Annotated in this window: 22 protein-coding genes and 1 pseudogene; 19 read left to right on the forward strand and 4 right to left on the reverse strand. The window is 34.8% G+C overall.

What is annotated here, in order from left to right; translation table 11 throughout:
• Window positions 1-82 precede the first annotated feature (82 nt).
• Window positions 83-424 (forward strand): annotated as a pseudogene (locus tag CG11_RS11260) (restriction endonuclease subunit S); the annotation flags it as partial.
• Between the two features lie 364 nt (window positions 425-788).
• Here CG11_RS11260 and CG11_RS11265 read toward each other — a convergent pair.
• Window positions 789-2438 carry an RNA-binding domain-containing protein gene (locus tag CG11_RS11265; protein ID WP_052596220.1) on the reverse strand — a complete coding sequence of 550 codons (1650 nt, stop codon included), beginning with the start codon at window positions 2436-2438 and terminating at the stop codon, window positions 789-791.
• 133 nt (window positions 2439-2571) lie between these two features.
• On the opposite strand from CG11_RS11265, the gene CG11_RS11270 reads away from it, so the two are divergent.
• Window positions 2572-5850 (forward strand): DEAD/DEAH box helicase family protein, encoded by a 3279-nt coding sequence (locus CG11_RS11270; protein WP_052596222.1) that lies wholly within the window; start codon window positions 2572-2574, stop codon window positions 5848-5850.
• Window positions 5851-5900: 50 nt separating this feature from the next.
• Here the strand turns inward: CG11_RS11270 and CG11_RS11275 are convergent, their stop codons facing one another.
• A complete protein-coding gene (locus CG11_RS11275; RefSeq protein WP_052596224.1) occupies window positions 5901-6575 on the reverse strand; it encodes a JAB domain-containing protein in 675 nt (224 codons plus the stop codon).
• A 119-nt stretch (window positions 6576-6694) separates the two neighbouring features.
• Between CG11_RS11275 and CG11_RS11280 the strand changes: the two genes are divergently transcribed.
• Window positions 6695-7402: a hypothetical protein gene (locus tag CG11_RS11280; RefSeq protein ID WP_052596226.1), complete on the forward strand. Its 708-nt coding sequence runs from the start codon at window positions 6695-6697 to the stop codon at window positions 7400-7402.
• A gap of 379 nt (window positions 7403-7781) precedes the next feature.
• Here the strand turns inward: CG11_RS11280 and CG11_RS11285 are convergent, their stop codons facing one another.
• On the reverse strand, window positions 7782-8195 hold the full coding sequence (locus CG11_RS11285; RefSeq protein ID WP_052596228.1) for a transcriptional regulator: 414 nt from the start codon (window positions 8193-8195) through the stop codon (window positions 7782-7784).
• Between the two features lie 494 nt (window positions 8196-8689).
• Here CG11_RS11285 and CG11_RS11290 point away from each other — a divergent pair, with 494 nt between their 5' ends.
• From CG11_RS11290 to CG11_RS11355, 14 genes are all read left to right on the forward strand, one after another.
• Window positions 8690-8956, forward strand: coding sequence for a hypothetical protein (locus tag CG11_RS11290; RefSeq protein ID WP_052596230.1), 267 nt, complete (start codon window positions 8690-8692; stop codon window positions 8954-8956).
• A 27-nt stretch (window positions 8957-8983) separates the two neighbouring features.
• Window positions 8984-11224, forward strand: a complete 2241-nt coding sequence (locus tag CG11_RS11295; RefSeq protein WP_052596232.1) for a VapE domain-containing protein — start codon at window positions 8984-8986, stop codon at window positions 11222-11224.
• 44 nt (window positions 11225-11268) lie between these two features.
• A complete protein-coding gene (locus tag CG11_RS11300; protein WP_052596234.1) occupies window positions 11269-11787 on the forward strand; it encodes a hypothetical protein in 519 nt (172 codons plus the stop codon).
• A 206-nt stretch (window positions 11788-11993) separates the two neighbouring features.
• Window positions 11994-13169, forward strand: a complete 1176-nt coding sequence (locus CG11_RS11305) for a hypothetical protein (protein ID WP_052596236.1) — start codon at window positions 11994-11996, stop codon at window positions 13167-13169.
• 55 nt (window positions 13170-13224) lie between these two features.
• Window positions 13225-14073, forward strand: coding sequence for a hypothetical protein (locus CG11_RS11310; protein WP_052596239.1), 849 nt, complete (start codon window positions 13225-13227; stop codon window positions 14071-14073).
• A 24-nt stretch (window positions 14074-14097) separates the two neighbouring features.
• Entirely contained in the window at window positions 14098-14598 is a 501-nt protein-coding gene (locus CG11_RS11315; protein WP_052596241.1) for a hypothetical protein, read from the forward strand.
• Window positions 14599-14776: 178 nt separating this feature from the next.
• The gene (locus CG11_RS11320) at window positions 14777-15163 is read left to right on the forward strand and encodes a hypothetical protein (protein ID WP_052596242.1); all 387 of its coding nucleotides are present in this window, start codon (window positions 14777-14779) and stop codon (window positions 15161-15163) included.
• A gap of 41 nt (window positions 15164-15204) precedes the next feature.
• Window positions 15205-15582 (forward strand): hypothetical protein, encoded by a 378-nt coding sequence (locus CG11_RS11325; protein ID WP_052596244.1) that lies wholly within the window; start codon window positions 15205-15207, stop codon window positions 15580-15582.
• A 214-nt stretch (window positions 15583-15796) separates the two neighbouring features.
• Entirely contained in the window at window positions 15797-16699 is a 903-nt protein-coding gene (locus CG11_RS11330) for a hypothetical protein (RefSeq protein WP_052596246.1), read from the forward strand.
• Window positions 16692-17402, forward strand: coding sequence for a hypothetical protein (locus CG11_RS11335; RefSeq protein ID WP_052596248.1), 711 nt, complete (start codon window positions 16692-16694; stop codon window positions 17400-17402). Before CG11_RS11330 ends, CG11_RS11335 begins: the two co-directional genes overlap by 8 nt.
• 3 nt (window positions 17403-17405) lie before the next feature.
• On the forward strand, window positions 17406-17879 hold the full coding sequence (locus CG11_RS11340) for a hypothetical protein (RefSeq protein ID WP_052596250.1): 474 nt from the start codon (window positions 17406-17408) through the stop codon (window positions 17877-17879).
• A gap of 129 nt (window positions 17880-18008) precedes the next feature.
• Window positions 18009-18425: a hypothetical protein gene (locus CG11_RS11345; RefSeq protein WP_052596252.1), complete on the forward strand. Its 417-nt coding sequence runs from the start codon at window positions 18009-18011 to the stop codon at window positions 18423-18425.
• A gap of 5 nt (window positions 18426-18430) precedes the next feature.
• Window positions 18431-19024: an N-acetylmuramoyl-L-alanine amidase gene (locus CG11_RS11350; RefSeq protein WP_052596254.1), complete on the forward strand. Its 594-nt coding sequence runs from the start codon at window positions 18431-18433 to the stop codon at window positions 19022-19024.
• A 2-nt stretch (window positions 19025-19026) separates the two neighbouring features.
• Window positions 19027-19650: a hypothetical protein gene (locus CG11_RS11355; protein WP_052596256.1), complete on the forward strand. Its 624-nt coding sequence runs from the start codon at window positions 19027-19029 to the stop codon at window positions 19648-19650.
• An 87-nt stretch (window positions 19651-19737) separates the two neighbouring features.
• Here the strand turns inward: CG11_RS11355 and CG11_RS11360 are convergent, their stop codons facing one another.
• The gene (locus tag CG11_RS11360) at window positions 19738-20529 is read right to left on the reverse strand and encodes a cation transporter (RefSeq protein WP_052596536.1); all 792 of its coding nucleotides are present in this window, start codon (window positions 20527-20529) and stop codon (window positions 19738-19740) included.
• A 466-nt stretch (window positions 20530-20995) separates the two neighbouring features.
• Here CG11_RS11360 and CG11_RS11370 point away from each other — a divergent pair, with 466 nt between their 5' ends.
• A complete protein-coding gene (locus CG11_RS11370) occupies window positions 20996-21331 on the forward strand; it encodes a hypothetical protein (RefSeq protein WP_052596261.1) in 336 nt (111 codons plus the stop codon).
• On the forward strand, window positions 21331-22011 hold the full coding sequence (locus CG11_RS11375) for a hypothetical protein (RefSeq protein WP_052596263.1): 681 nt from the start codon (window positions 21331-21333) through the stop codon (window positions 22009-22011). Before CG11_RS11370 ends, CG11_RS11375 begins: the two co-directional genes overlap by 1 nt.
• Window positions 22012-22072: the final 61 nt, after the last annotated feature.

Below are 22072 nucleotides of genomic sequence, written 5' to 3' on the forward strand. Positions count from 1 at the left end.
GTGAATTTTCTTTTCTTCATAAGCACTAATTTAAGCTTTTTTTGCGAACTTAACTAGTGGTCCTAATTTTGGGGTATACTGCACTTCAACTATCGCAAAGTTGAATTTTAATCAAAGAATAGCTATTCCAGAATTTTTCTATTTTTTAAGAAATCAAATAGAATATACCTTAAAGAAAATCCCAACAGGTATGGGAATTCCTCACTTAAACCCTAATGTATTAAAAAACTTTCAATGCCCTTTCCCCCCACTCCAAGAACAACAACAAATAGCCAAGTACCTAGACGAAAAAACGGGCATTATAGACCAAATCATTGCCAATATCCAAAGCCAAGTAGAACGACTCAAAGAATTGCGGAAGAGCTTGATCAATGAGGTAGTCACGGGAAAAGTACGAGTACCAGAAATGGAGCATGTGAAATAAAGATAGAACTATTTTAAAAGGTGCTTTATGTGGATAACTTTATACAAAAGAATATCTAAAAGATGATACTAGGCTGAATTTAAAAGTTTATATATAGGCAAAAAAATGCCCTCTTAACATTCCTATTAAGAGGGGCTTTACTTAGATAAGTGGAAGGTTATTTAGTGAATCTAATTCAAGCCTAAAACCTAGCTTATCTTTTTATCTTTAGAAGGAGAACAATCTATATGAATTAAACGTTCCTTTTTTATTTTGGTCTAAAAAGCAACAATAAATTATTTTATACCAATACATAAACATCTATTTTACAATACAATACAATACAAAAGGTATAATTTACGTCTAAATTTCGTCTATTTCACGTCTAAATTTCGTCTAAATACCAACACTTATCCGTTCCCAGTTTAATGCGCTTCTCTTTTTTCATTTTCTGAAGTAGATTTTTAATCTTATTGTCTTTTTGGTTATCATCTAATATTTCAGGCAATTTTTTATCTAACAAGGTTCTAATATTTACTCTTTTTGCCTTTTTAAATTCTTTTAAGTAATTAATAATTAAATCACTATAATAACTATCATCAAACCCTTTCATGTTAATATAGCTCTCTTCCTCCCCTGTTGCCTCTGCTATGGATGCTGATATATAAACATTAGGCTTTCGACCTTCAATCAATTTTTTAGCTCTTAAAGTTTTTATTTCTTCCTTCGTTAATAGCTTTCTTTTAGCCACCTTATCCAACAAAATAATGTCCAATAAAGTCAAGTCTTTAGCAGTAGCCAATTTTTGAGCGTATTTAAGGTCAATAACTTTTCCTATTATAGTAACCTTTACTCTATTATTAAAAATATCATAATCAGGTAAGGGGAAATACTTTTTCCTTTGAATAAGGAACATCTTTTTAATTCCACTACCAATAGTATCAATCATATTCAAACTAACCATTGCATTCGCCAAAAACTTGTTGCGATAACGATACTCTGGCGCATCTGTAATAACGACATTTTCAACAGATTCTGGAATAAAAGTTCCTGCATTACTAAAAATCAATGTTCCTTCCTCATTTTCAACGACTACTATTTTATGTCCTAAAGTGTAATCTTGGTGTGCGATACAATTATTCAACGCTTCTCTTATAATATAAGGATCATACTGATCTACTTCTTCAGGAAAAAGCGTATCATATCTCATGTAACGATATTTTAAATTCCTTATTTTGGAGTAAACCTCTGATGCAGAAATTAGTAAAGGGCATGTAAAATGAGCATAGTCTTTTTCTATGTTATCCTTATCTTTTAAAATCCACGTCATTTGACTAGTCGCAGGACTAAGAAAGTGCTCCGATTCAGGTTTTCCAAGCAATAAAATAGCGGCATTGGTTATCTTGCCTTTTATGGTCACTTTTGACTTGTTCAGAAATTTAGCATCATCCCAATCGCCAATATCTTTTTCTAATTTGGGATTTTTGGTTTTAAATAACTTTCGAGCCTTTGCAATTGCTACTGGTGACAAATCTTCAATTGTAGCATTTTCAATAATTTGTGCACTCCAATCTTTTTGATTTACTTGTAATCTAATACGCTCCAACTCTTCTAAATTAAGAGGAACTAAAGCTTCTCCATCTCTACCATAATAATGCCCATCCCACGCAATAGGGATTCCTTTAGGGGCTGCTGGTATATCAAGAATTAGAACTCGACCTTCTGGCAAATTTAATTCATGTATTTCAATAAAAGTGATTCTATTGGTTGTTTTATTTGCAATTTTTTCTTTCAAAGAAATAAGATGTTGCGGATTTACACCATACTGTGTATCAACAAATGACTTATCCTTATCTTTTATTCCAAATACTAACCAAGCAGAAGGAACACCTTTTAAGCTAGCCTCATTTGAAAGAGCAGAGAAATATTTACCAAGCTTATTAAAATCATATTGTTTTTTAGCTTCCTTAAACTCTACTATTTCATTTTCAACTCCTTGCGCAAGCAACAACCTTAATTTTGCTTCAACTTTCATTTTTTATTTTAATTTGTAACCGTACTGATTCATAGGACTAAAGATACAGGTTTATACATAAAATTTATATAAACCTTAATTTTAGTTCGTCATTTGTGTAACTTTGAGGTTAAACCTTCAACATTTTTACAACATGAAAGAACTCGATTTACAAGATAAATATCTAATCCATTTCTTAACCCAAAGAAGAGATGGTCTACAATATAGAGAAGTCAAAGCGAATACGGTATCTAGTCGATATTTGATCATAGAAGAAGACCTCAAAGAGTTTATCAGCAGTAGCAAACTAAATAAGAGCAACTATAAAAAGCTACTGAAACAGTACGACAATGAAAACGCTTTAATGGTTGAATTGATGGAATTTTTGTTTGATAAAATCAAACGAGCTTCCAATATGGCCATCTTTATTAATAGTAATAAATCGGTTACGTTCAAGGGCTTAAAATTTCATTTGTTTTATCCTAGTGGCAGCGTTACGGAGGGCGATCAGCTTTTTGAAGAAAATATCTTTTCAGTAGTCCAAGAATTACCCTATATCTATAAACATGAAGGAAAAACAAAGTTTTCCTTTCGTCCAGATTTAACCTTCTTTGTGAATGGTTTATTTTTGGGTTATAGTGAGTTAAAATCTACCTACAACAACCAAAACACACGAAGAAACGGTCGTAAGAAAGTAGCCACCGACTATCAAAAAGCGGTTAGCAATTACTTAGATATTGCACAACATAATGACGTGAACAAGGATATTAAAAATGATATGCTCAAAATCTTTGAGAAAGCTATTCATATTACTTGTACGGACATTAATAACACCTATGTTATCCGAAACCTTGCCCTTAATTTTGAAGAGCTTAAAACTCAAATTGATAGTAAGAGCTATTCTTTTGATAATTACCAAAAGAACGTAAAAAAGACCTTTAAGGAATATCCCTTATTGGACGAATATGATACTAGAGTACAGCGATTTGAAGAAGTTTTTAGAGCGCACTATTCTAAAAAAATGATTGAAAAAGAAATTCTCTATTATAATTTCATTGAACGAGAATACACCAAAAAGGAAGGCAACAAAGAAAAAGAGTACAAACATCATAGAGGGCGTTTAATTAGTCCTAGACCCAAACAAAAATTTGGTACAGATAAGATCATTGCCAAAGTAGAAGAGTTTTTGGAGCATGAACAAGAACCAGACTATTTTATCAATAAGCTCAAAAAAGAACTCAAACACCTAAGCAAAGAACAACAAGAAGAGTTAATTCATAAGCGTTCTAAGTATCAGAATAACAAACACGTTTATTCTTTATTGTTGCAATATGCAGCAGGATTTGGAAAAAGTAATATTATTGGATGGACGGCTCTACAATTAAAAGACCTTAGAAAAGATAAAGCCTATATCTATGATAAAATTATGTTAGTAGTGGATAGGGTGCAACTTCGTGACCAACTAGATACGAAGATGCACAACATGAATATTACCAATAGTTTGTTCCTAGAAACAGACAACCAAAAATCATTTTTAAAGGCATTAAATACAGACATTAGAATTGTTGTGGTCAACCTTCAAAAGTTTGGTTCTATCAAAGAATTACTAAATCCAGAAGCCGTTGAACGACTCGCAGAAATGCGTATTGCGTTTTTGATTGATGAAGTACACCGTTCCCAAAAGGGCGTACAACATGAAGAAATGGTCACTTTGTTTGATGAACTCCAAAGTAGTTTTGACAATAACGAGCAATACAAAGCTCAACAAAAAAAGAAAAATCTAATTATTGGTTTTACTGCTACTCCGAGCGATCACACGTTGGCACGATTTGGAGAATTCAACAAGTATGCAGAAGGTGAAAAAATATGGATTCCTTTTGACAGCTATACAATGAAAGAAGCCATTTTGGATAAGTATATTTTAAATCCAATTGCGGGCTTAGTGGCGGTTTCTGCAAAGATGTTCTTTGAAATGCCTGAAAATATTTTAGAAGGTTTTGAAGATGCTCCAGTTCGTTACGAACGATCATTTGATAAGGTCATAGAAAATGAAGAATATAATAAGAATTATAGAGTCCGTAAAAAGAAAATCTATGAAGATGAAGAACGAATAGAAGCCATTTCTAAATTCGTAGTAGAACGCCTTTTAAGTACCGTTTATCCAACGATTAGAGGAACAGGCAAAGCAATGTTGGCAGCGTCCTCTATTAAGGCAGCAATTAAGTACAAGCGGTTTATCCAACAGTACTTTGATGAAATGGTACAGAAAACTAAATATAATCGTTTTAAAGACGCTCCTATTTATATCGTTTATAGTTCGGATGGACAAACGCATCAAAGCGCAACAAGCTTAAATGGTAATTTATCAGAAGCTAAGGTTTTGCAGAATTTTGCACAAAAGAAGAATGGTATTATCATCGTAGTTGCCAAGCTCCAAACGGGCTTTGATGAACCTAAATTACAAACTTTGTTCCTAGACAAAGAGATTAGAGGGATTAACGCTATTCAAACTATATCAAGAGTCAATAGAACCACTAAGTATAAAAATGACTGTAAGATTGTTGATTTTTCTTATAAAAATGTCAACATTGATAACATCAAAAAAGCCTTTGAGCATTTCTCTAACCTTGTGGTTAGTGATTTTGACCCTTTAGGCGATGAAAAACGATTAGACGACCATTATCAAGATTTAATTATTCATCCTATTTATACGCAGAACTTCAACGCCTTTGCAACCTATAATAGTGGCAATTCGGATGATATAAAAATCCCGTTGGACTTTGGAACAAACATAGATTTGTATTTAAAAGTATCTCCAGATGAAGCCAAAAACCTAAAATCAAAGGTTAATCAATATTTTAGAATTCTCAATTTGATTGAGTCTGTTATTCAGATAGAAGACAAACATAAAAACAAACTATTCTTAGAGTTTTGGAGAAGATTCAACAATGAATACAACAACATTAAAGGAAATGAATCTGATGATATACTAGATGATGTTGAAATCTATTTTGATAACAAAATTGGAATCGTTGCTCCTAACGATTATATAAACCCACCAACAACAGGTGGAAAAACAGAAGAGGACGGCAATCCAACAACAGGTGGAGGACAACAACTAAAGTTAAATATTGAGGTCATTATCAAAAAGCTGAATGCAGCAGAAGCAGAAATAGAAGCTAAGATCAAAGATTTTGAAGATAAGGTAGAACTACTATTTAACTATATGCAAAAAGAAGGAAAACGCCTTATTGCTAAAATTAAAGATACTAGTCCTAATTTTGACGCTAATGATATTTATGACGAATTTAATAAGTTGTATAGAAGCTTTATTAGACGAAACAAGACCGAATTAGGGGCGTTTTTTGTCAAAGAGAGTAAAGCTTTGGTCAATCAATTTTGTGATGAATTTGAACGTAGAGTTAAGCAATAAGCACACAAAAAACGCAACAGGATATTTCATTTTGTTGCGCTTCTATCTTATCATTTACGCACCCGTATTTTTTCAACCTCTTCAACAGATAGCCCCGTAAATTTAACAATAGATTCTATCTCCATTCCACTACTTTTAAGTTCTTTAGCAATTTTTAGTTTTGCTTTTCGGTCAGCTTCTTTGACTTTTTCTTTGAGTGTTTCTTTGGCTTTTTTATTCGCTTCTTTTATCAACTGTTCAGACTCTTCTCTAATGTTTTGAATGAGTTGATAAGTAGGAATGTATTTTGTACTTTCTCTTAAAGTATCCATTAGTCCAATATTCTCAAAAGATAAATAGCTCCTAGTCGAGATAATCAAATGATCTATAACAGGCGTTTTTACAATACGCCCTACTTGAATTAAACGGTCGGTTATATCCTTATCTCCTGTTGATGGTTGTAATTCACCGCTTGGGTGATTATGGCAAAGCATGATTTTAACTGCTCGTTTTTGGAGAGCTAAACTAAATACTTCCATAGGCTCTACTAAGGTTGCATTAACCGTACCCAAACTAATTAACTCTATAAATAGAATACGATTGTTATTTTCAAGACCAATTACCCAAAAATGTTCTCTATTCTGGTCTATCTTTTCTTCACGCAATAGAATTTTTTGCATGACTCCATAAATATCATCTGAATTGAGAACTTTGATTTTTTCGGCTTCTGTGAGTTTAATATCCATTCTATTAAAGATAAGTGTACTTATTAATATGTGCAGATCAATAAAAGTAGTTAAAATCAAACTTTTAATGCCTCTTTTCCGTAAGAATTTAGGTTATTTAGAATATAAAAATCAATATCATGGGGAGAAATAGAACAGGAGCTTCTAGTATTAAAAGTACCACACGTATAGAATTAAGCTACTTAGTAAAAGGAAAACTGATTGTTAAAGGAAAAACTCAATCTGGTACAGTATCTTGGAATTCAGGAGTAAAAATTCAAATTATATCAAAATGGACAGCAGAAGAAAATTATTTACAATTTATCTATCAATGTTCTAACTCTAGCGAAGGATGGACAAAAGATTTGAATTATAGGATAGAATTAGCAAGCGTTAAAAGCAATTTAGGCAAAGGAGAGGTACTTTATTTTGTTTGTCCTATTAATGGGAAACGATGCCGTATTTTGTACTTAGATTTTAATGATCTTAAATTCAAATCTAGAGAAGCATATTCTAAACGACTTTATTACAATTGTCAATGGCAAAGTAAGTATGATAATTGGTTAACTCGTTACCACGATACTAAAAGGCAAATAGAAGCTTTAGAAAAGCAACCATACCGAAAAACATACAATAATAAGCCTACTAAAAAGGCTTTGAGAATAAAGCACCTCAAAGAAAAGTTAGATTTGTATGAATTCCGCAAAAACAATATCTTCAATTGGAGGTGTCGTAATTGGGGCGTTGATCTTTTCTCTATGCCTTTATTGACACAAAAAACCGTTATAAATACAGGAAACTTCTTTTTTGATTATCCCACCAAAAGTAAATTATTCTCTTTTAGATAAAGTCCAACCTTCTCTAACTATAAAAGTATAGAATCAAAGTTCCCGTTAAAATAACATGAAAATAACGGTGTATGCCTTGTTTTATGAAATAGCAAAACAGGTAATTGTTTTAACTATGTTTTAACCAACAAAAAACAAAGGGTTCAAGCAAAACGCTCAAACCCTTTATATATCGAATGTCGGGATGACTGGATTCACTAAGCTCTCTATTTTATAAAACATTGAAAATCAAAACATACCCCTTCCTTCTCCCCCCCTTATATTATTATTATTATTAAAAATATAAGGATATAGGGTTCAGACGTGTTAAATAGTTTAAGTCCTTGTTTTTTAGATTTTTAGTTGGCACTTTTTTCTTATATTTTCGTTGTGATTTCTTTTAAAGCTTTTTCTTCTCTAATAGGTCAATTATTTTGTCCTTAGCCTCGAGGAGTTTTGTTTTTTCAGCTATTAAGAGGTCTTTTTCTTTCAACTTTTGTTTAAGATACTCTATCTCTTTCTTTTCTCCTTTTACTTCCTCTTTGCTTTCTAACGCTTTTTGAGCATGTAGTTGTCTATTTTTTTTATCTGCCTTAGATGGGTCTATAAACATCTCTCCTACCCCAAACAATACCCAATCTATACTAACACCAAATTTCTCACCTAAAGGGATCAATATTTTTGCACTTGGTAAGGATTGTTTTTTAAGTATTCTTCCTATTGCAGTATGAGAGATTTGTATCTCATTTGCAAAACTACTTACGTTTTTACTGCATTTTCCTATAGCCAACTCAAGTCTCTGTTCTACAGTCATTTGTAATTAATTATTAAATAAATGTGCTTTTTATTCACTTTTTTACTAATCAAAGCTTGCAAATGTGCTTTTTGTTTCGTAATTTTGAATTATTGATTTTTAAATTGACATCAACAAAACAAAAATTAGCTACTAAGATATAAAAAAGCTGTGTATTACTATCTATTGGGGAATAGAAGTTTGTACGGTCTAGGTGACTTATTAGGAAGTTGGATATTTGGGGAAATATTCAGGAGTGTTCGACTCTCTCCCACCTAACAAATTAAATTATTCATAAAAGTTGTGAAAAACTGCCCTAAAGGCGGTTAGGCGTAGCTATGCCTAAAAAGAAGGATATGTCATTGAAAGAGATTTTAATACAGGTGAAAAATGGATTTTATCAACAGGCTATCAAAGCCACTAGAGCCAAACAGAAGGAAAAAACAAGGGAATAACTTCGGTTCTCTCTTTTCAACATTTTAACAATAATTCATATAAATAAAAACCATCATCAAATGCCACAAGAAGAAACACAAACATTTCGCCAATTTTGCGAAAACGAGCTAAGTAAGACACAATTTAACACTTTGTACCAACTCCCTAATGTCACTAAGTACAGCATTACCAATGCGCTCAAAAGACCTCAAAAAATGTCTTTTGACTTGTTATTAATCATTGCAAAAGAACTCGAAATGTCTCCCCTATTTTTAGCTCAAGCGTATGAGTGTAGTTTAGACAAAATGACCGCTAGACAATACTTATATCTACAAACGATCAATTAACATATACCCAACCATTAAATACACAGAATGAAAGTAACCGTATTGCATGGGGTTTATAAAATACAGAGTCCGCCCCAAGAATTGCACGAACTTGCAGAGGAAATCAAAAACGGCGTTCATGTCGCTGCTACTTTTGAATGCAGAAAGGGCAAACACGCCTTATCAAAAGCTAGGTATCAGCAACTTAAAGCCAATACTTTAAAATGCTTTACACCTTCTGGGCGTTTTGGTCAACAATGGACGAAACGCAAAAGCGATGGAATGAAAATTCCTATCCCTCCTAAAAAAGAGGCATTAATAGAGTATAATGGTAATGTCGTACTAGATTATGATGGGATAACCGATTATTTCGAGTTAGAAGAATTGATACAAAAAGTTCAAGATTGCCCCCATACCCTACTTTCTTTTTTATCTCCTTCGGGAGAAGGTATCAAAGTCATTGTAAAAACGTCTAATTCTGACCCTTTACAGCATCCAAACGCTTATAAGGTAGTAAGTGCCTATTATCAAGATTTAACGGGCATAGAAAGCGATAAAAGCAGTAAAAATATAAATCGTCTTTGCTTTGTTTCTTCTGATCCTCACTTGTATTATAATGAGGAAAGTACCGCCTTTGTTTATCAAACCCAATTATTTGAGACAGTACAAGTTGAAAAACAGCAAAAAACGCAAGCAAAAACGGCTCAATCTATTGACTATGATAGTTTTGACGACATCACCAAAGCAATTAACAAGATTGAATCCAAAGGCTTTAGTTATGTAGAAGGTCAAAGACATGAATACGTAAAGCAATTTAGCATTGAATGTGTCAAATATGGGATTGAGCAAAAAGAATGTCAAGACTTTGTAGAGGGAAATTTATTACAAGCTGATCAAGACGAACGCAAAGCGTTTAAGCTTATCCAATGGGCTTATGACAATATTAAAGAAGTGGGTATCTATGACACGTGGAGAAAGGAAAACGGCAAAGAAGGCAAGAGTACCCAAAGCTCTACGAATGAATACGAACCGAACTTATACAAAGAGAAGGCTACAGAAGAACAAAGCATCAATTTACCCGAGCTAGACGAGGAAGAAATAAACGAACTAGATAAGAAAATTAGAGCCTCAATGTTTATGCGTCAGAAGGTTGAAGATACGCTAAAACAGTTCTTTGATTTTAGGATAAATACCTTAAAAAGCCGTGAAGAGTACCGCCCCAAAGGAAAGGGTAAGTTCGTTGCTATGGAAAAGAAAGAATACAATTCTATTGCGGGGGAATTACTTAAAAAACGGGGCTTGCGTTGCAGTCCTGCTGTACTAGAAGGAATCATTTTAAGCCAGTTTTCAAAAGACGTTCACCCACTAAAAGAAAGCTTAAAAGGTTGGGGTGATAGCTTGGAAAATGATACAACCGATTACATTGAAAAAGTAGCGGCTTTGGTTAAAACAGATGCCCCAAAAGACCTTTTTAAAAGTGTGTTCAAAAAATGGTTAGTGGCTTCTGTTGCCAATGTATTTATTGAAGGACATTGTACCAATCATCATTGTTTAATTCTTTGTGGAGAGCAAGGAACAAACAAAACAACCTTTTTTACTTCCCTATTTAGCGCAGAGTACACGTTCACGGGCCATCTTGATTTAAAGAATAAAGATTCTATGATCTTGCTATCCGACACTTTTATAGTCGTACTAGATGAACAGTTCAGCGTACTAAGCAAGGATAGTGAATGGGAAGCTCTAAAAAGTGCCGTTACAATGCCTAGAATCAAAGCTCGTAAGCATTACGCTAAAAACAGCACGTTAGCCCCTAGGATTGCTAATTTTTGCGGTACAGCAAATAGAATTGAGATACTACAAGACGACACAGGAAACCGCCGTTTTCTGCCCTTTAAACTAATTGCACCAATAGATATAAATGAGCTTCAAAATATAGATATGCGTAAGCTTTGGGGGCAAGCTTACAAACTATACAAGCAGGGGTGGCGATACCTCCCCGATCTGAAAGAAAAAAGCCAAATAGATAAATATCAAAACGGGTTCAAAAAGCTGAGTAATGAACACTATTTCATTATGGAGCTTTACGAGCCATGCAGTAAGCAGGACAAAGACTTAGAGCTTCTAAATGCTACTGATATTTGGAAGCATTTAGATAAGAGCTTTACACTTAGTAAAGATGTTAGTGTTTCCAAAGTGGCAAGGGCTATGGGCTTCTTAGGTTTTCAACAAAAGACAGTTGCTCCCGAAGGACGAAAACGAGGGCGCTATTGGTGTGTAAAAAGGCTATAAAAAAAGGACTTAAACTATTTAAATAATTGATTAAACAGATAATTATGATAGATAACAAAACAGGTGTAGTCATAATAATAAAAGGATATACCAAAAGAAGATATTTTAATTCTTTTGGTAAGAAAAACCGCTTGTGTACTGCTTGGAGTTTAGCAGGTGCAAAGATGTTTTTATCAGAAGAGAGAGAAGAATTCAAAGCCGTTGTAAAGAAGCTACAAGCAAAGAATTTAAAATATGAAACGATTGAAGTTTCAACAACAAATGACTCATTAAAAATTGAATACAAAGGACATTCATTTACTCCAATCATACACCATTTTTATTTACTCTCTTGGGGTAAATATGATATTGATATACGAGACTTAAGATGGTATAGAAATGAGCCTAAATATAATAAAACCGATAAGTTAAATATCAGTCTTGAAACCCGTTTTTATATGGTTGTTGGAGAGGTTTTAAAATTAATAGGGGATCACGATTTGGAAGAAGTTTTAAAATCTTGCAACGAGGAACTTAACAAGGTTTTAGAACCCATTTACTTCAGTGATGATCTACCATTTTAATAACAATAATATGAACCTAAAAGGAAATAAAACTCCAGTAACAACAGCACGAAGCGGTTACCACAATATAGACTAGTTTGGATTTCATCAAAGAATCACTTTAGGAATGAACTATCCTAAAAACTAGAAGCATTAAAACAAAAAGGGGCTGACTAGTATATGACCTCTAGTCCTCCCCTATTATTAAACTTGAGAAACACCAATATATGACAACTTTCAGTAAAAATCCACACGCAGAAGCTAGGAAAAAGCTAAACTTTAAAATCTTTCATCTTCGATTAAATGAAACCTTAGAGGAAAAATTTAAGCACAAACGATTCTCCGAGCGTTTCGCAATGGCAAATGCGGCATTTATAGGCATGAGTGTCATTGCTCAATTTGCAAGCCTTACCACAGCATTTACGATGCTATCTTATTTATTTGTTGGTATCAATTTAATTGCTCGTGTTGCTTGTGCCGCTGCCTTGGTATTGATGATAGAAGCCATCAAACGAGAATCAACCAACGATGTAATGAAAGGCGCATTTCAGTACAAAGAAATAGAAAAATTCCCTGCCCTACTCGCTGTGATCACAGTATGTGCGAGTATTTACATTTCAGTTGAAGGTGCAAAAATTTTGCCTTCCTTTTTTATTGCGGATGCTGTAGAAACTAGCGCCATTTTAAAAAGTTCGGATGCTATTAATTCAGATTTTGCAGCACGGATCGCTGACAAGGAAGCCGAGCGCAACCAGTACCGAAAAAATAGGCTTTGGCAAGGTCGTCTATCCAGTAAAGATTCCAAAGTAATCAAAGAATACAACGAGGATATTAAAGCCCTACAAGGGCAAAAAGATGAAGCGTTAAGGGCATTAAATGAAGCCAACCAAAGGACAAAAGCAGCGGTTAGTGCCACTTATCAAACAGAAGTTGAACGGGTAACAAAAGAACGTCAAGAACTAGGCAAACAATTGGTCATTACTGCCGTAACTTTTGAAGTTCTCTTTTTACTCTCCCTGTGTTTTTCGTGGTGGTACCATACCGAATGCCGTAAGGAAAAAGAAAAGGGCGAAACTACAGAAGTTTCAACGCAATCAGTTGAAAAAGAGCAAAAAGGAACTACAGAAGTACACAGGGGTACTACAGAAGTACACCCCGAAACTACAGAAGTTACAGGCAGTCCAAGACAGCAAAAGAAGCCTAGTTTTATTGACTATGAGGAAGTGAACGAAACGACAGAAGTTACAGAGAAAACTATTGAAGTAGAGAAGGTAAAAAAGGAGTTTACAAGGATTTGTCCTGCTTGTGCAACGCCTTTTGTTCATAATTCAGCGAATCATAAATATTGTTCTAGGTCGTGTATGGTAAAAGCACGTAAGAAGCGATTAAAAGAAGATAAGTAATCCACCGCACAAGCCACTTTAATTGGTGGCTTGTGTTTCAAAAATATAGAAGAAAATGAAAATAGTTTCAAGTGTAAGCGGTGGTAAAACATCTGCTTATATAGCTGCCAATTATAAAAGTGATGCCTTAGTATTTGCGTTGGTCAGAACAGAGGACAAGCAATGCAGATTTAAGGATAGAGCTTTAGCTCGAAAAGTAGAACGCCGAATAGATAAGGAATTTAACGGAACCTTAGAAGATGATACAATCATACATACGATGTTTGATTTGGAACAGCATTTAGGTAAAAAAATACATTGGGTAAGTGGCTTAACTTTTGAAAAAGTATTAGAGACCAAAGGAGGTTGGTTGCCATCTATACATCGCCGTTATTGTACAACGTGGTTGAAGATAGACCCAATTTTTCATTGGTGGCATGAGTACTTTAATGCCGAACCTGTAAAAATGAATATTGGCTATAGATGTACCGAAGTTTCAAGAGCCAAAACGATGATTGAGAGCCTTAATGAAGATAATTTAAGTGTGTATAAAGCAACGTTTGAAAGGCACACCAAAGGAAGGCATAAAGGACTAAATAAATGGGTAAATATTGCATGGAGAATGCCTCAGTTTCCATTAATAGAAGATGGGATAGACAAAGTGGATATTGAAAATTTTTGGAAAGATAAATTGATTCGATTTGCTGAGTTAAACAATTGTGTGGGCTGCTTTCATCGTCCAGCTGCTCTGTTGAAACAACAGAGTATAGAACAGCCTAATAAATTTCAATGGTTCGCTAATCAAGAAGGGAAGGGCAAAGGTACTTGGAAAAAGAACATTTCATATAACTATATTTCAAAACTAAATTTCACACAAAATCTATTTGAATCCGAAGGATGTAATAGTGGCTTTTGTGGAATGTAATTTAAAAAGAATAATCATTCAAACATGAACTTAATATATAAAGAGAAACTCAATAAAAAAGACAACCATTTTGTATTAAAAATTTGGGCTTCAATACTAGCAATGAATAATCATTCATTTTGTAGTTTATACAATCAATATTACAATGGATATAGACTAAAAACAGGGGTAGAGTGGGGCGATTATAATAAAAGTGTCAAACCGAAAATACACACGATAAGAGCAGATAAAAAAGATCGATGGAAGGTTGGAACTAAGATTCATTTTGTTATCAATCCTTACGACACCAAACGCTTTCAATTTGCGCCTATTCTAAAAGTTACAGCAATTCAAACCATACAAATCAGAAATATTTTTAATGATGCCAACGGTGTATCAATAGATGGGCGAGAGTTAAGCAAAGAAGAAATTCAAGAATTGGCATTTAATGATGGTTTCGACACGGTTAAGGATTTTTGGGACTATTTTAAATGGAAAGATTTTGAAGGAAAAATAATTCATTGGACACAGGGTTCTAATTATTAATATCTCTATTATGAAACAAAAGCACTCCAAAAAACGGGGTGCTTTTTTTTGTTTTAGGAGGAAAAGTGTCGAATTACGCCACAAAATGAAGGGGGGAGGTCTACGAAACCTTTTTTTTATTATAGGTGTGACATAGTTTTGTAGATATAGATTATTAACCTACTAAACTTTAACATCAATGCATCACTTTTTAAAATTTCTTAAAATCGTTGTTGGACTGCCTTTTTTTGCCGTGGTGGGCTTGTTAGCTCTGATCGTGTTCTTTTTTATCAATCTGTTTTTTACCGATAAAAATAAAGTTCAAAAAGCAGATATAAAAGAAGACTTAAACAGAAGAAAAGGACTTTATAAGTATAGACAAGAACACAAAGTCTCTGTTGATGGAAAATTTTTCACAGTAGAAGAGATTGAAAAAAACACACCTCCTTCTTTAGCTTGGGACGACTTAGAGCCAAGTTGTAGCCCTCCAACAGATCAGAAGCAGCGCTGCAAAGAAAAAGCGATCACCAAACGCAGAAAGCGCAAAAAATTGGCAAAAAAGAGCCGCCAACAAAACCGCAAATAATTATTAAAAACTAATCTAATAACCTATTAAAATTATTTATCGTGAGCAACCAAAATTTAAAACTAAGCAAAGGTTCAAAAATTGCCATCTTAGGCAAGAATTACAAAGTTACTAGGACTACAACTCTAAATGTGAGTAAGTGCCGAGAAACGCTTAAAGAGGACATTGTGCAAGGCAATCACCAAAGCGATCCACAGCCCGACCGTACCAAGCGGATTGCTTGTGCAAAAATTGAAGCAAAAATAAAAGCACTGGAAGAGGAGGAGTACAACGCTTTATTTGACATTGAAGAGGATGATCCCTTGTTTTTGTCGGATCGTTCAGAAGGCTTTGAAAAAGTAACGATTTCTGAACAGTTGGGAAGGATACAAGCGATTAATTATTTAAAAGAAATTCTAAAAGAATTACAAACGATTTAAAAGAAAAATAAAAGCCATTTTCAAAGAGTTTTCAAAATAGTTTCAAAAGCTTTTCAAAAGAAAATAAAAACGTTTTCAAAAACAAATAAATGTGTTTAAACGCTAAAAAAGCACTTTTCAAGGTTTTTTCAATTTTTCTTCAAAAGAGTTTTCAAAACGTTTTCAAAAGAATTTTCAAAAGGATTTTCAAAAACTAAAAAACAACCTAAAATACATGAGCGAAAAAGAGGACGACAATCTAGAAAAAGAACCACTACAGGAGGAAATAGGCGATTTTGTCGAGGAAGAAAAAACCGACTTTGATAATTTTATGGATGGTTTAGAGGAGGAGTACTCCGAAGAGGAAGAAACCGACTTTGACCAATTGATGAACGATTGGGAAGACGAGGACGAGGAAGGGGCAGAGGACTTGGATTTGGACGATATAGAGGAACAGGAGGGCGACCCGTTGGCAGATTACCAAGGCGAGCCAATAAGCGACGAGGAAGCACCACCACCAACTGAAAAAGTAGAGCAAGTAAAAGAACGCATTAGCAGCGAAAAGAACCGCAAAAACTTGGAACGTTTGGGGGCAAAGTTTTTGGATAAAGCGGATTTATTTAAAGCTAGTCTTTGCAGCAAAATAAGCGGCGAGCATTTCGGCGAGTATGTGGCGGATGAGGAAATGAAAGATATTCTAATCGAATGTATCAAAGAATATTTAGCCACAAAAGAAGTGACCGAGTTGTCGCCATTTGGAGCCTTAATGGCAGCTTTGGCAATGTGGACGCTGCCACCTTTGGGAGTTGCGCTCTTAGATAGATTCCAGTTGCAAAAAGAGGAGAAAAAGAAAAAGACTTCAAAAAACTTAAACCAACCCAACACAGAGACCGAGACCATCACAGAAACGGAAGACGAGGAAGCAGGGGAGGCACAAAGCGATTACACGCATTTAAAAGAGTATCAAGAGCAGCGCAAAGTATTTGAGACCAATGCGGCAGGAAAATACAACCGAACCCCAAAAGGCACCTATTTAAAGGTTGATTTAGCAGACGAACTACCAAGCCCCGAAGTGCAGGAGCTGATCGACCAAGGGAAAAAGGATAGAGAAATAAGAAAAATATTAGGCTATGGATAACAAACCGTTTTTCCTTGCCTATTTCGGACGACAGCACAGCGGCAAAACCTACGATCTACAAAAGTTCGTTGCCAATTGCAACCGACAAACTATTTTTGTGTACAACTCTGGACGAGACGAAGATTGGCAAGGCTATGAAGAAATAGAACTTTGGAGCGATAAAAAAGAAGAAGTTTTATATTTCACGTACAAGGGCAAAGATTATGAATTTGCCACGCATTATATGAAAAAGTTTAGAGGTAAGAAGGTAAAAGCAATGGAAGCGGACGAGGTACTGACAGAAACCCTTTTGTACAAACAGTTAAAAATGAAAGGTCGTTATAGTGGTTTATTCTTCATCATTGACGATGCGACTAATATTTTGACCTCACGACTGACCAAAGCACAAAAGGCTTGTTTCTATCGAGCGAAACACATCAACGTTTGGATATGCTTGATTTTTCACGATCCGAATATGTTTCCAAATGGAGCTTGGAACGCCTTAACAATGGCTAAATTTTTCAAAAATAATGTTGCACCACCGAAACAAAAAAGTGATAAAATACCGCACTTTCGACAATTACAACAAGCTTATTATAAGCTCAAAAAAGCACCTGATTATAGCTATTGTACTTTAGTAATGAATACAGGGAAATTGACCTATACACCTTACAAGAAACCAAGAAAGAAAACCAATTCAAAAACTACTAAAAAAACAACTTAAACCATGTCCATTTTTGATAAATTAGACCCAAAAGCACAATTTAAGAAACTATTTTTTAAGCGATTGCCACAGATTAGAGAAGACCTAAGCATGATGCTAGATTCTTTGTTCTTAGAAACGGCAGACAAACACCAATGCAATCCTTTTGAAACGTCTTTGGTCTTGCTAAGAATGCAAAATAAGGCAGTTGGTAAATTCTTTGACCACCACAAAAAAGAGGTTGGAGCGTTTGATGCAGGCGCCTTGATTCAAGAATTGTTTAAAAAGCAATTGGAGACCATGCCCGAAATTGTAAAAGGCTATGTATTGGATGAATTAGGGACAGAAGATACGACAAAAATGATCTTGAAAGCTTTGAAAAATAGACGCCTATTGATTCACTATGGAGAAGGCGACGAATTTGTATTTGTTGAAGTCACCAAAAAGGGCAATAAAGTGATTGATTTAGACGAATTTTTTAATACATTTGAATTTTAATCCTACTTCGTTTAAAATCGTGTTCGACTAATGAGTAATTAGTCGAATACAAGATGTTTTTTTATGTTTTTTTTTCAAAAAACTAAAAAATAAACGAAGTATCTTAATCAATAAAAATACTTATAAACTATGAGCGTCAAAGGACAAACTTTGACCGTTCAAACTCCCATTCCTCAAAAGCATTTAAGCAGATTCCGCAACAAAACAGGCATTTACCTCATACGCCGAAACGAAACCGTTCTTTTTGTCGGATCATCTAAAAACATTTACAAGGCAGTCATGCGCCACTTTCAGAAAGGCGGTGCATTGAACGAATTAGACCGTAATCGACTCACTTTTGAAGTAATAGAAAGCAATCTATTATTTCGGAATATAGAAACGGTCTTAAAACGCTATTATCTGCCAAAATTCAACAAAAGAATTAAGCCCAAGGGGAAACCTTCTCGATACGAAAAAAGTCACTACAAACGTATTTTAGAAGCCTATCTAAATCAAACAAGATTTGAAGTTCAAGCCGAACACAAAACAGACTTAAACAACTCTTAAACACCATGAACAGACTAATTCCAGTCCTAGGAAATGGACACGGCGGCATGATTGGCGGCGTGTACCAAACCAAGGGCAAACGCTACACTTTTAAGGATGGTACCACCATCTACGAGGGGGAATACAACCGAGCGATCAAAGCTCGTGTGATCGAGCAGCTCACCGCCAAGGGCATTCCTTTTTATGATTTGGTACCCGAACAGCAAGATATTAGAATGAGTACCCGAATTTCAAGAGCAGATTATTTGTACAAAAAGAACCAAAAGAGGACTTTTTTAATTGACTTGCATTCTAATGCAGGCGGTGGTCACGGTTGCGAGACGTGGATCGCTAGACAGTCCAGTTCCAAAAGCAAAGCTTTGGCAAGATGGACAGAAGCTTTATTTAAAAAGCATTTTCCTGAAAGTAAATTTCGAGGGATCAAACGCAAGAATTGGGATATACTTGCCAAGACAGATAACCCTGCCATTATCTTGGAGCTGTTCTTTATGGACAATTACGAGGAATGTAAAAAGTACTTGCTATCGAGTGAGGGAAGAGACAGAGCTGCCGCCTATGTGGTGGACATTATTGAAAACTTTATTAAATACCATTCTTAACCATGACGAGTCAAAACAAAAATAGATTGCTGTATATTTTGCTTATTGCAAATCTTGCGCTTAGTACCTTTTATTTGCTCTCGGATATAATAAACGTTCGTTTTTCAACAGAACCAACAGCACCGCCTCAAGAAAGAATTATATCCATTGACACCACACCACCGCCGCCCATTATTATACAAATGCCAAGGCAGGCAACTCCAAAGCCTATCATTGTTTATGTAGACAGCACAGGGAGCAGCGTTCCAACAGCTAAAATTGACACTTCTAAGCACGAAAAGGCGAACTTATACAGGGATAGTATAGAGGACGAGAATTTAACACTTTATTATGAATCGACAGTCAAGGGATCGCTTTTAAAAAATGCCTTGGATTACAAATTGAAAATACCGAAACTAATCACTAAGAAAATTGAGGTTTTAAAGCCTGTTCCAACGCCCGTTAGTACTTTGATGCTAACGGGTGGCGTTGGGGGCAATGTGAACCAATTTTCAAGCGTTCGGCTTGGGTTGTCTTTTGTAAGTGCAAAGGGTTGGGCGGTTGGTTATGATTATGATGTTTTACAGAATGTGCATTCTGTTAATTTGGGTATGAGGTTGTTTGAGTTTGGAACTAAGGTGAAGTGACATGAAATAGAATTTTTATATCAAAAAAAATCATAAACATTCTTTATTTCTAACATAGAAAACATATTGTTGTCGAGAGTTTTGTTTTTATTCTCCAAGCTTTAAAATTCTGAAAGCCCCTTGAGTTACAATAACAAATACAATTGTTCCGATAATTAAATCTGGCTTATTTGAATTTAGAGTATTTACTAAAATACCAGCAATAATAACCCCAATATTTATGATAATATCGTTAGAAGTGAAAATCATACTTGCTTTCATATGAGCTTCTTGACTTTTAGATTTTTGAAGAAGATACAGACAAAGTGCATTTGCTATAAGTGCAAGAGAAGAAACAATAATCATTGTTGAAAAATCTGGCAACTTTTCAAATCCTAAGAATCTTCTTATCACTTCAACAAAACCAATCAAAGCTAGAGTTATTTGAAAGTATCCTGCAAGTTTTGCAATTTTCTTTTTTCTACTAACTGATGCTCCAACAGCAAACAAACTTAACCCATATACAGATGCATCCGCAAACATATCTAAACTGTCTGCAACTAAACTCATAGATTTAGAAAGAATACCAGTAATGCTTTCAATGAGAAAAAAAAGAAAGTTTATAAGTAGTACCGTCCAAAGAAGCTTTTTTTGATTGCTTTCATTTTTAAAAGACTCAATATCAGAATTTTCGGATTGGATAATTTTTCCACCTAAATTTAAATCCTGGATAGCTTTTTCAATTTCATTTAGATTTTCTTGATGGAAGACAGTGAGTTTTCTATTTGGTATGTCAAAGTCAAGATTTTTTATACTGAACTGTCCTTCTAATTTCATACGAATAAGATTTTCCTCTGATGGGCAATCCATTTTAGATACTTCGAAAACGGTTTTTAGCATTTTGTATTGATTTTCTTGTATTTTATTCTTAATAACTTGTTTGTATACACCAATTAGCGTATCTAACATTTAATATACGCTCAATATATGTAATCTCCAACAAAAACCCACCCCCAACACCCGTAATTAAAAAAGCTCCCCCTTTGTAACCCCCTCAAAACAAACATATACGCCACTATTGGAGTGGCAGCACCAAGGTGGCGTAATTGCCCGAAATACGCCACAAAACGCCCTAAAACAGGCTTAAAAACTCGCTTTTGTGGTACTTTTTGCCTCATCTTTGTAACACTAAACAAAGCAACCAAAAACAAACCCTAAAAACCCTCTACGATGAAAAACTAAACCCTATTTTTTATGCTAATTCCAAACGAAATTGTGTTTGAGATCAAACTAGATTATTTATCCATTGCTTTGGTCGGCGTAACCGTCCTATTATTGATGGTAATAAAGAAAAAATTCCTATAGAATGAAAGCATTACAAAAGCCCTTCAATTGGCTACTCACCTTTTTTAACGTTGGTGTATACAACCTTAGCGACCAAATCGACAGCCTAGTACAAGACCTCTTGTTAAATGGCTTAAAAAATCAAGCGGAGGCAATTATCACGCTTTCTCAGAGCATCGCCCACCAACAAGGCATTATCATCCTACTAGATACCTTTAAATGCCTATTCATGCTAATTTCTTTGGTGTTTTTCTTTGTGACCAACCAAGCAATTATTAAACAATCTTTTCAATGGTTTCAAAGCAAGTTGAAGCAATTGTACTCTTTTTTAAAACAACAATTAAAAACTAAATCTTAATGATGAAGAAAACCGAAGTAATCCGAATTTACACCCCGATCACCGCTGAGTTATGTGTGGCCACTCCCAATGCCATGATTAACGGCAAAAAGTCGTATATGCCAATGCCTGCGGATGCTCCATTGGAATGGGAATTAATCAGCGAAGTAGAGGCAGAAGGGGGCATTGTTGATGCCAATTATTCTTTAATTTCTAGCCAAAAAGGACACAGCGAAGAGGGGCAAATTGAGCTAACGGTATTGATGCCGAATGTGGCAGAAAACCCAGCCAAAACAGACCTTTTGTTGGGAGTAAATGCTGATAGCTTGCCTATTTTTGGAGTAGACACGACCCCAAGCGACAAACTAGAAATTAGTGGCACGTTTGGAGCAGACACCTTGAACATTATTGCCGATTTGGCAAAACGTGGAACAGCTCTGCGTATCAATGGGATTCACGTAGATGCAGATGATGACAAACATTTTACAGGTCGAGTGGTCGAGCGTCAATTTGCACACGATGGAACAAGTACTGGAGATAACAATCATGTTTATCCAAAGTCAGATTCCAAAGACCAACAAACGACTATTAGAACCCTAACAGGGATCAACGCCTATTTAGATGGTTTCTCCTTCTTAAAAATGCCTATTTACAAAGGTGTTGCGGTTAATATGACCATTGAAACGACTTACATCAAGTAAGCCCCAAAACTAAACCCTAATTATAACTAAAGCCAATTGCCAATTATTGGTAATTGGCTTT

The sequence above is a fragment of the Aureispira sp. CCB-QB1 genome (assembly GCF_000724545.1).
GTDB lineage: Bacteria > Bacteroidota > Bacteroidia > Chitinophagales > Saprospiraceae > Aureispira.

Coding starts and splice junctions, on each gene's coding strand:
- CG11_RS11320 (WP_052596242.1), top strand. CDS start 14,777: ATGCATCACTTTTTAAAATTTCTTAAAATCGTTGTTGGACTGCCTTTT.
- CG11_RS11275 (WP_052596224.1), bottom strand. CDS start 6,575: ATGGATATTAAACTCACAGAAGCCGAAAAAATCAAAGTTCTCAATTCA.
- CG11_RS11355 (WP_052596256.1), top strand. CDS start 19,027: ATGACGAGTCAAAACAAAAATAGATTGCTGTATATTTTGCTTATTGCA.
- CG11_RS11310 (WP_052596239.1), top strand. CDS start 13,225: ATGAAAATAGTTTCAAGTGTAAGCGGTGGTAAAACATCTGCTTATATA.
- CG11_RS11285 (WP_052596228.1), bottom strand. CDS start 8,195: ATGACTGTAGAACAGAGACTTGAGTTGGCTATAGGAAAATGCAGTAAA.
- CG11_RS11340 (WP_052596250.1), top strand. CDS start 17,406: ATGTCCATTTTTGATAAATTAGACCCAAAAGCACAATTTAAGAAACTA.
- CG11_RS11305 (WP_052596236.1), top strand. CDS start 11,994: ATGACAACTTTCAGTAAAAATCCACACGCAGAAGCTAGGAAAAAGCTA.
- CG11_RS11370 (WP_052596261.1), top strand. CDS start 20,996: ATGAAAGCATTACAAAAGCCCTTCAATTGGCTACTCACCTTTTTTAAC.
- CG11_RS11375 (WP_052596263.1), top strand. CDS start 21,331: ATGATGAAGAAAACCGAAGTAATCCGAATTTACACCCCGATCACCGCT.
- CG11_RS11335 (WP_052596248.1), top strand. CDS start 16,692: ATGGATAACAAACCGTTTTTCCTTGCCTATTTCGGACGACAGCACAGC.
- CG11_RS11265 (WP_052596220.1), bottom strand. CDS start 2,438: ATGAAAGTTGAAGCAAAATTAAGGTTGTTGCTTGCGCAAGGAGTTGAA.
- CG11_RS11280 (WP_052596226.1), top strand. CDS start 6,695: ATGGGGAGAAATAGAACAGGAGCTTCTAGTATTAAAAGTACCACACGT.
- CG11_RS11345 (WP_052596252.1), top strand. CDS start 18,009: ATGAGCGTCAAAGGACAAACTTTGACCGTTCAAACTCCCATTCCTCAA.
- CG11_RS11350 (WP_052596254.1), top strand. CDS start 18,431: ATGAACAGACTAATTCCAGTCCTAGGAAATGGACACGGCGGCATGATT.
- CG11_RS11330 (WP_052596246.1), top strand. CDS start 15,797: ATGAGCGAAAAAGAGGACGACAATCTAGAAAAAGAACCACTACAGGAG.
- CG11_RS11360 (WP_052596536.1), bottom strand. CDS start 20,529: ATGCTAAAAACCGTTTTCGAAGTATCTAAAATGGATTGCCCATCAGAG.
- CG11_RS11295 (WP_052596232.1), top strand. CDS start 8,984: ATGAAAGTAACCGTATTGCATGGGGTTTATAAAATACAGAGTCCGCCC.
- CG11_RS11290 (WP_052596230.1), top strand. CDS start 8,690: ATGCCACAAGAAGAAACACAAACATTTCGCCAATTTTGCGAAAACGAG.
- CG11_RS11315 (WP_052596241.1), top strand. CDS start 14,098: ATGAACTTAATATATAAAGAGAAACTCAATAAAAAAGACAACCATTTT.
- CG11_RS11270 (WP_052596222.1), top strand. CDS start 2,572: ATGAAAGAACTCGATTTACAAGATAAATATCTAATCCATTTCTTAACC.
- CG11_RS11300 (WP_052596234.1), top strand. CDS start 11,269: ATGATAGATAACAAAACAGGTGTAGTCATAATAATAAAAGGATATACC.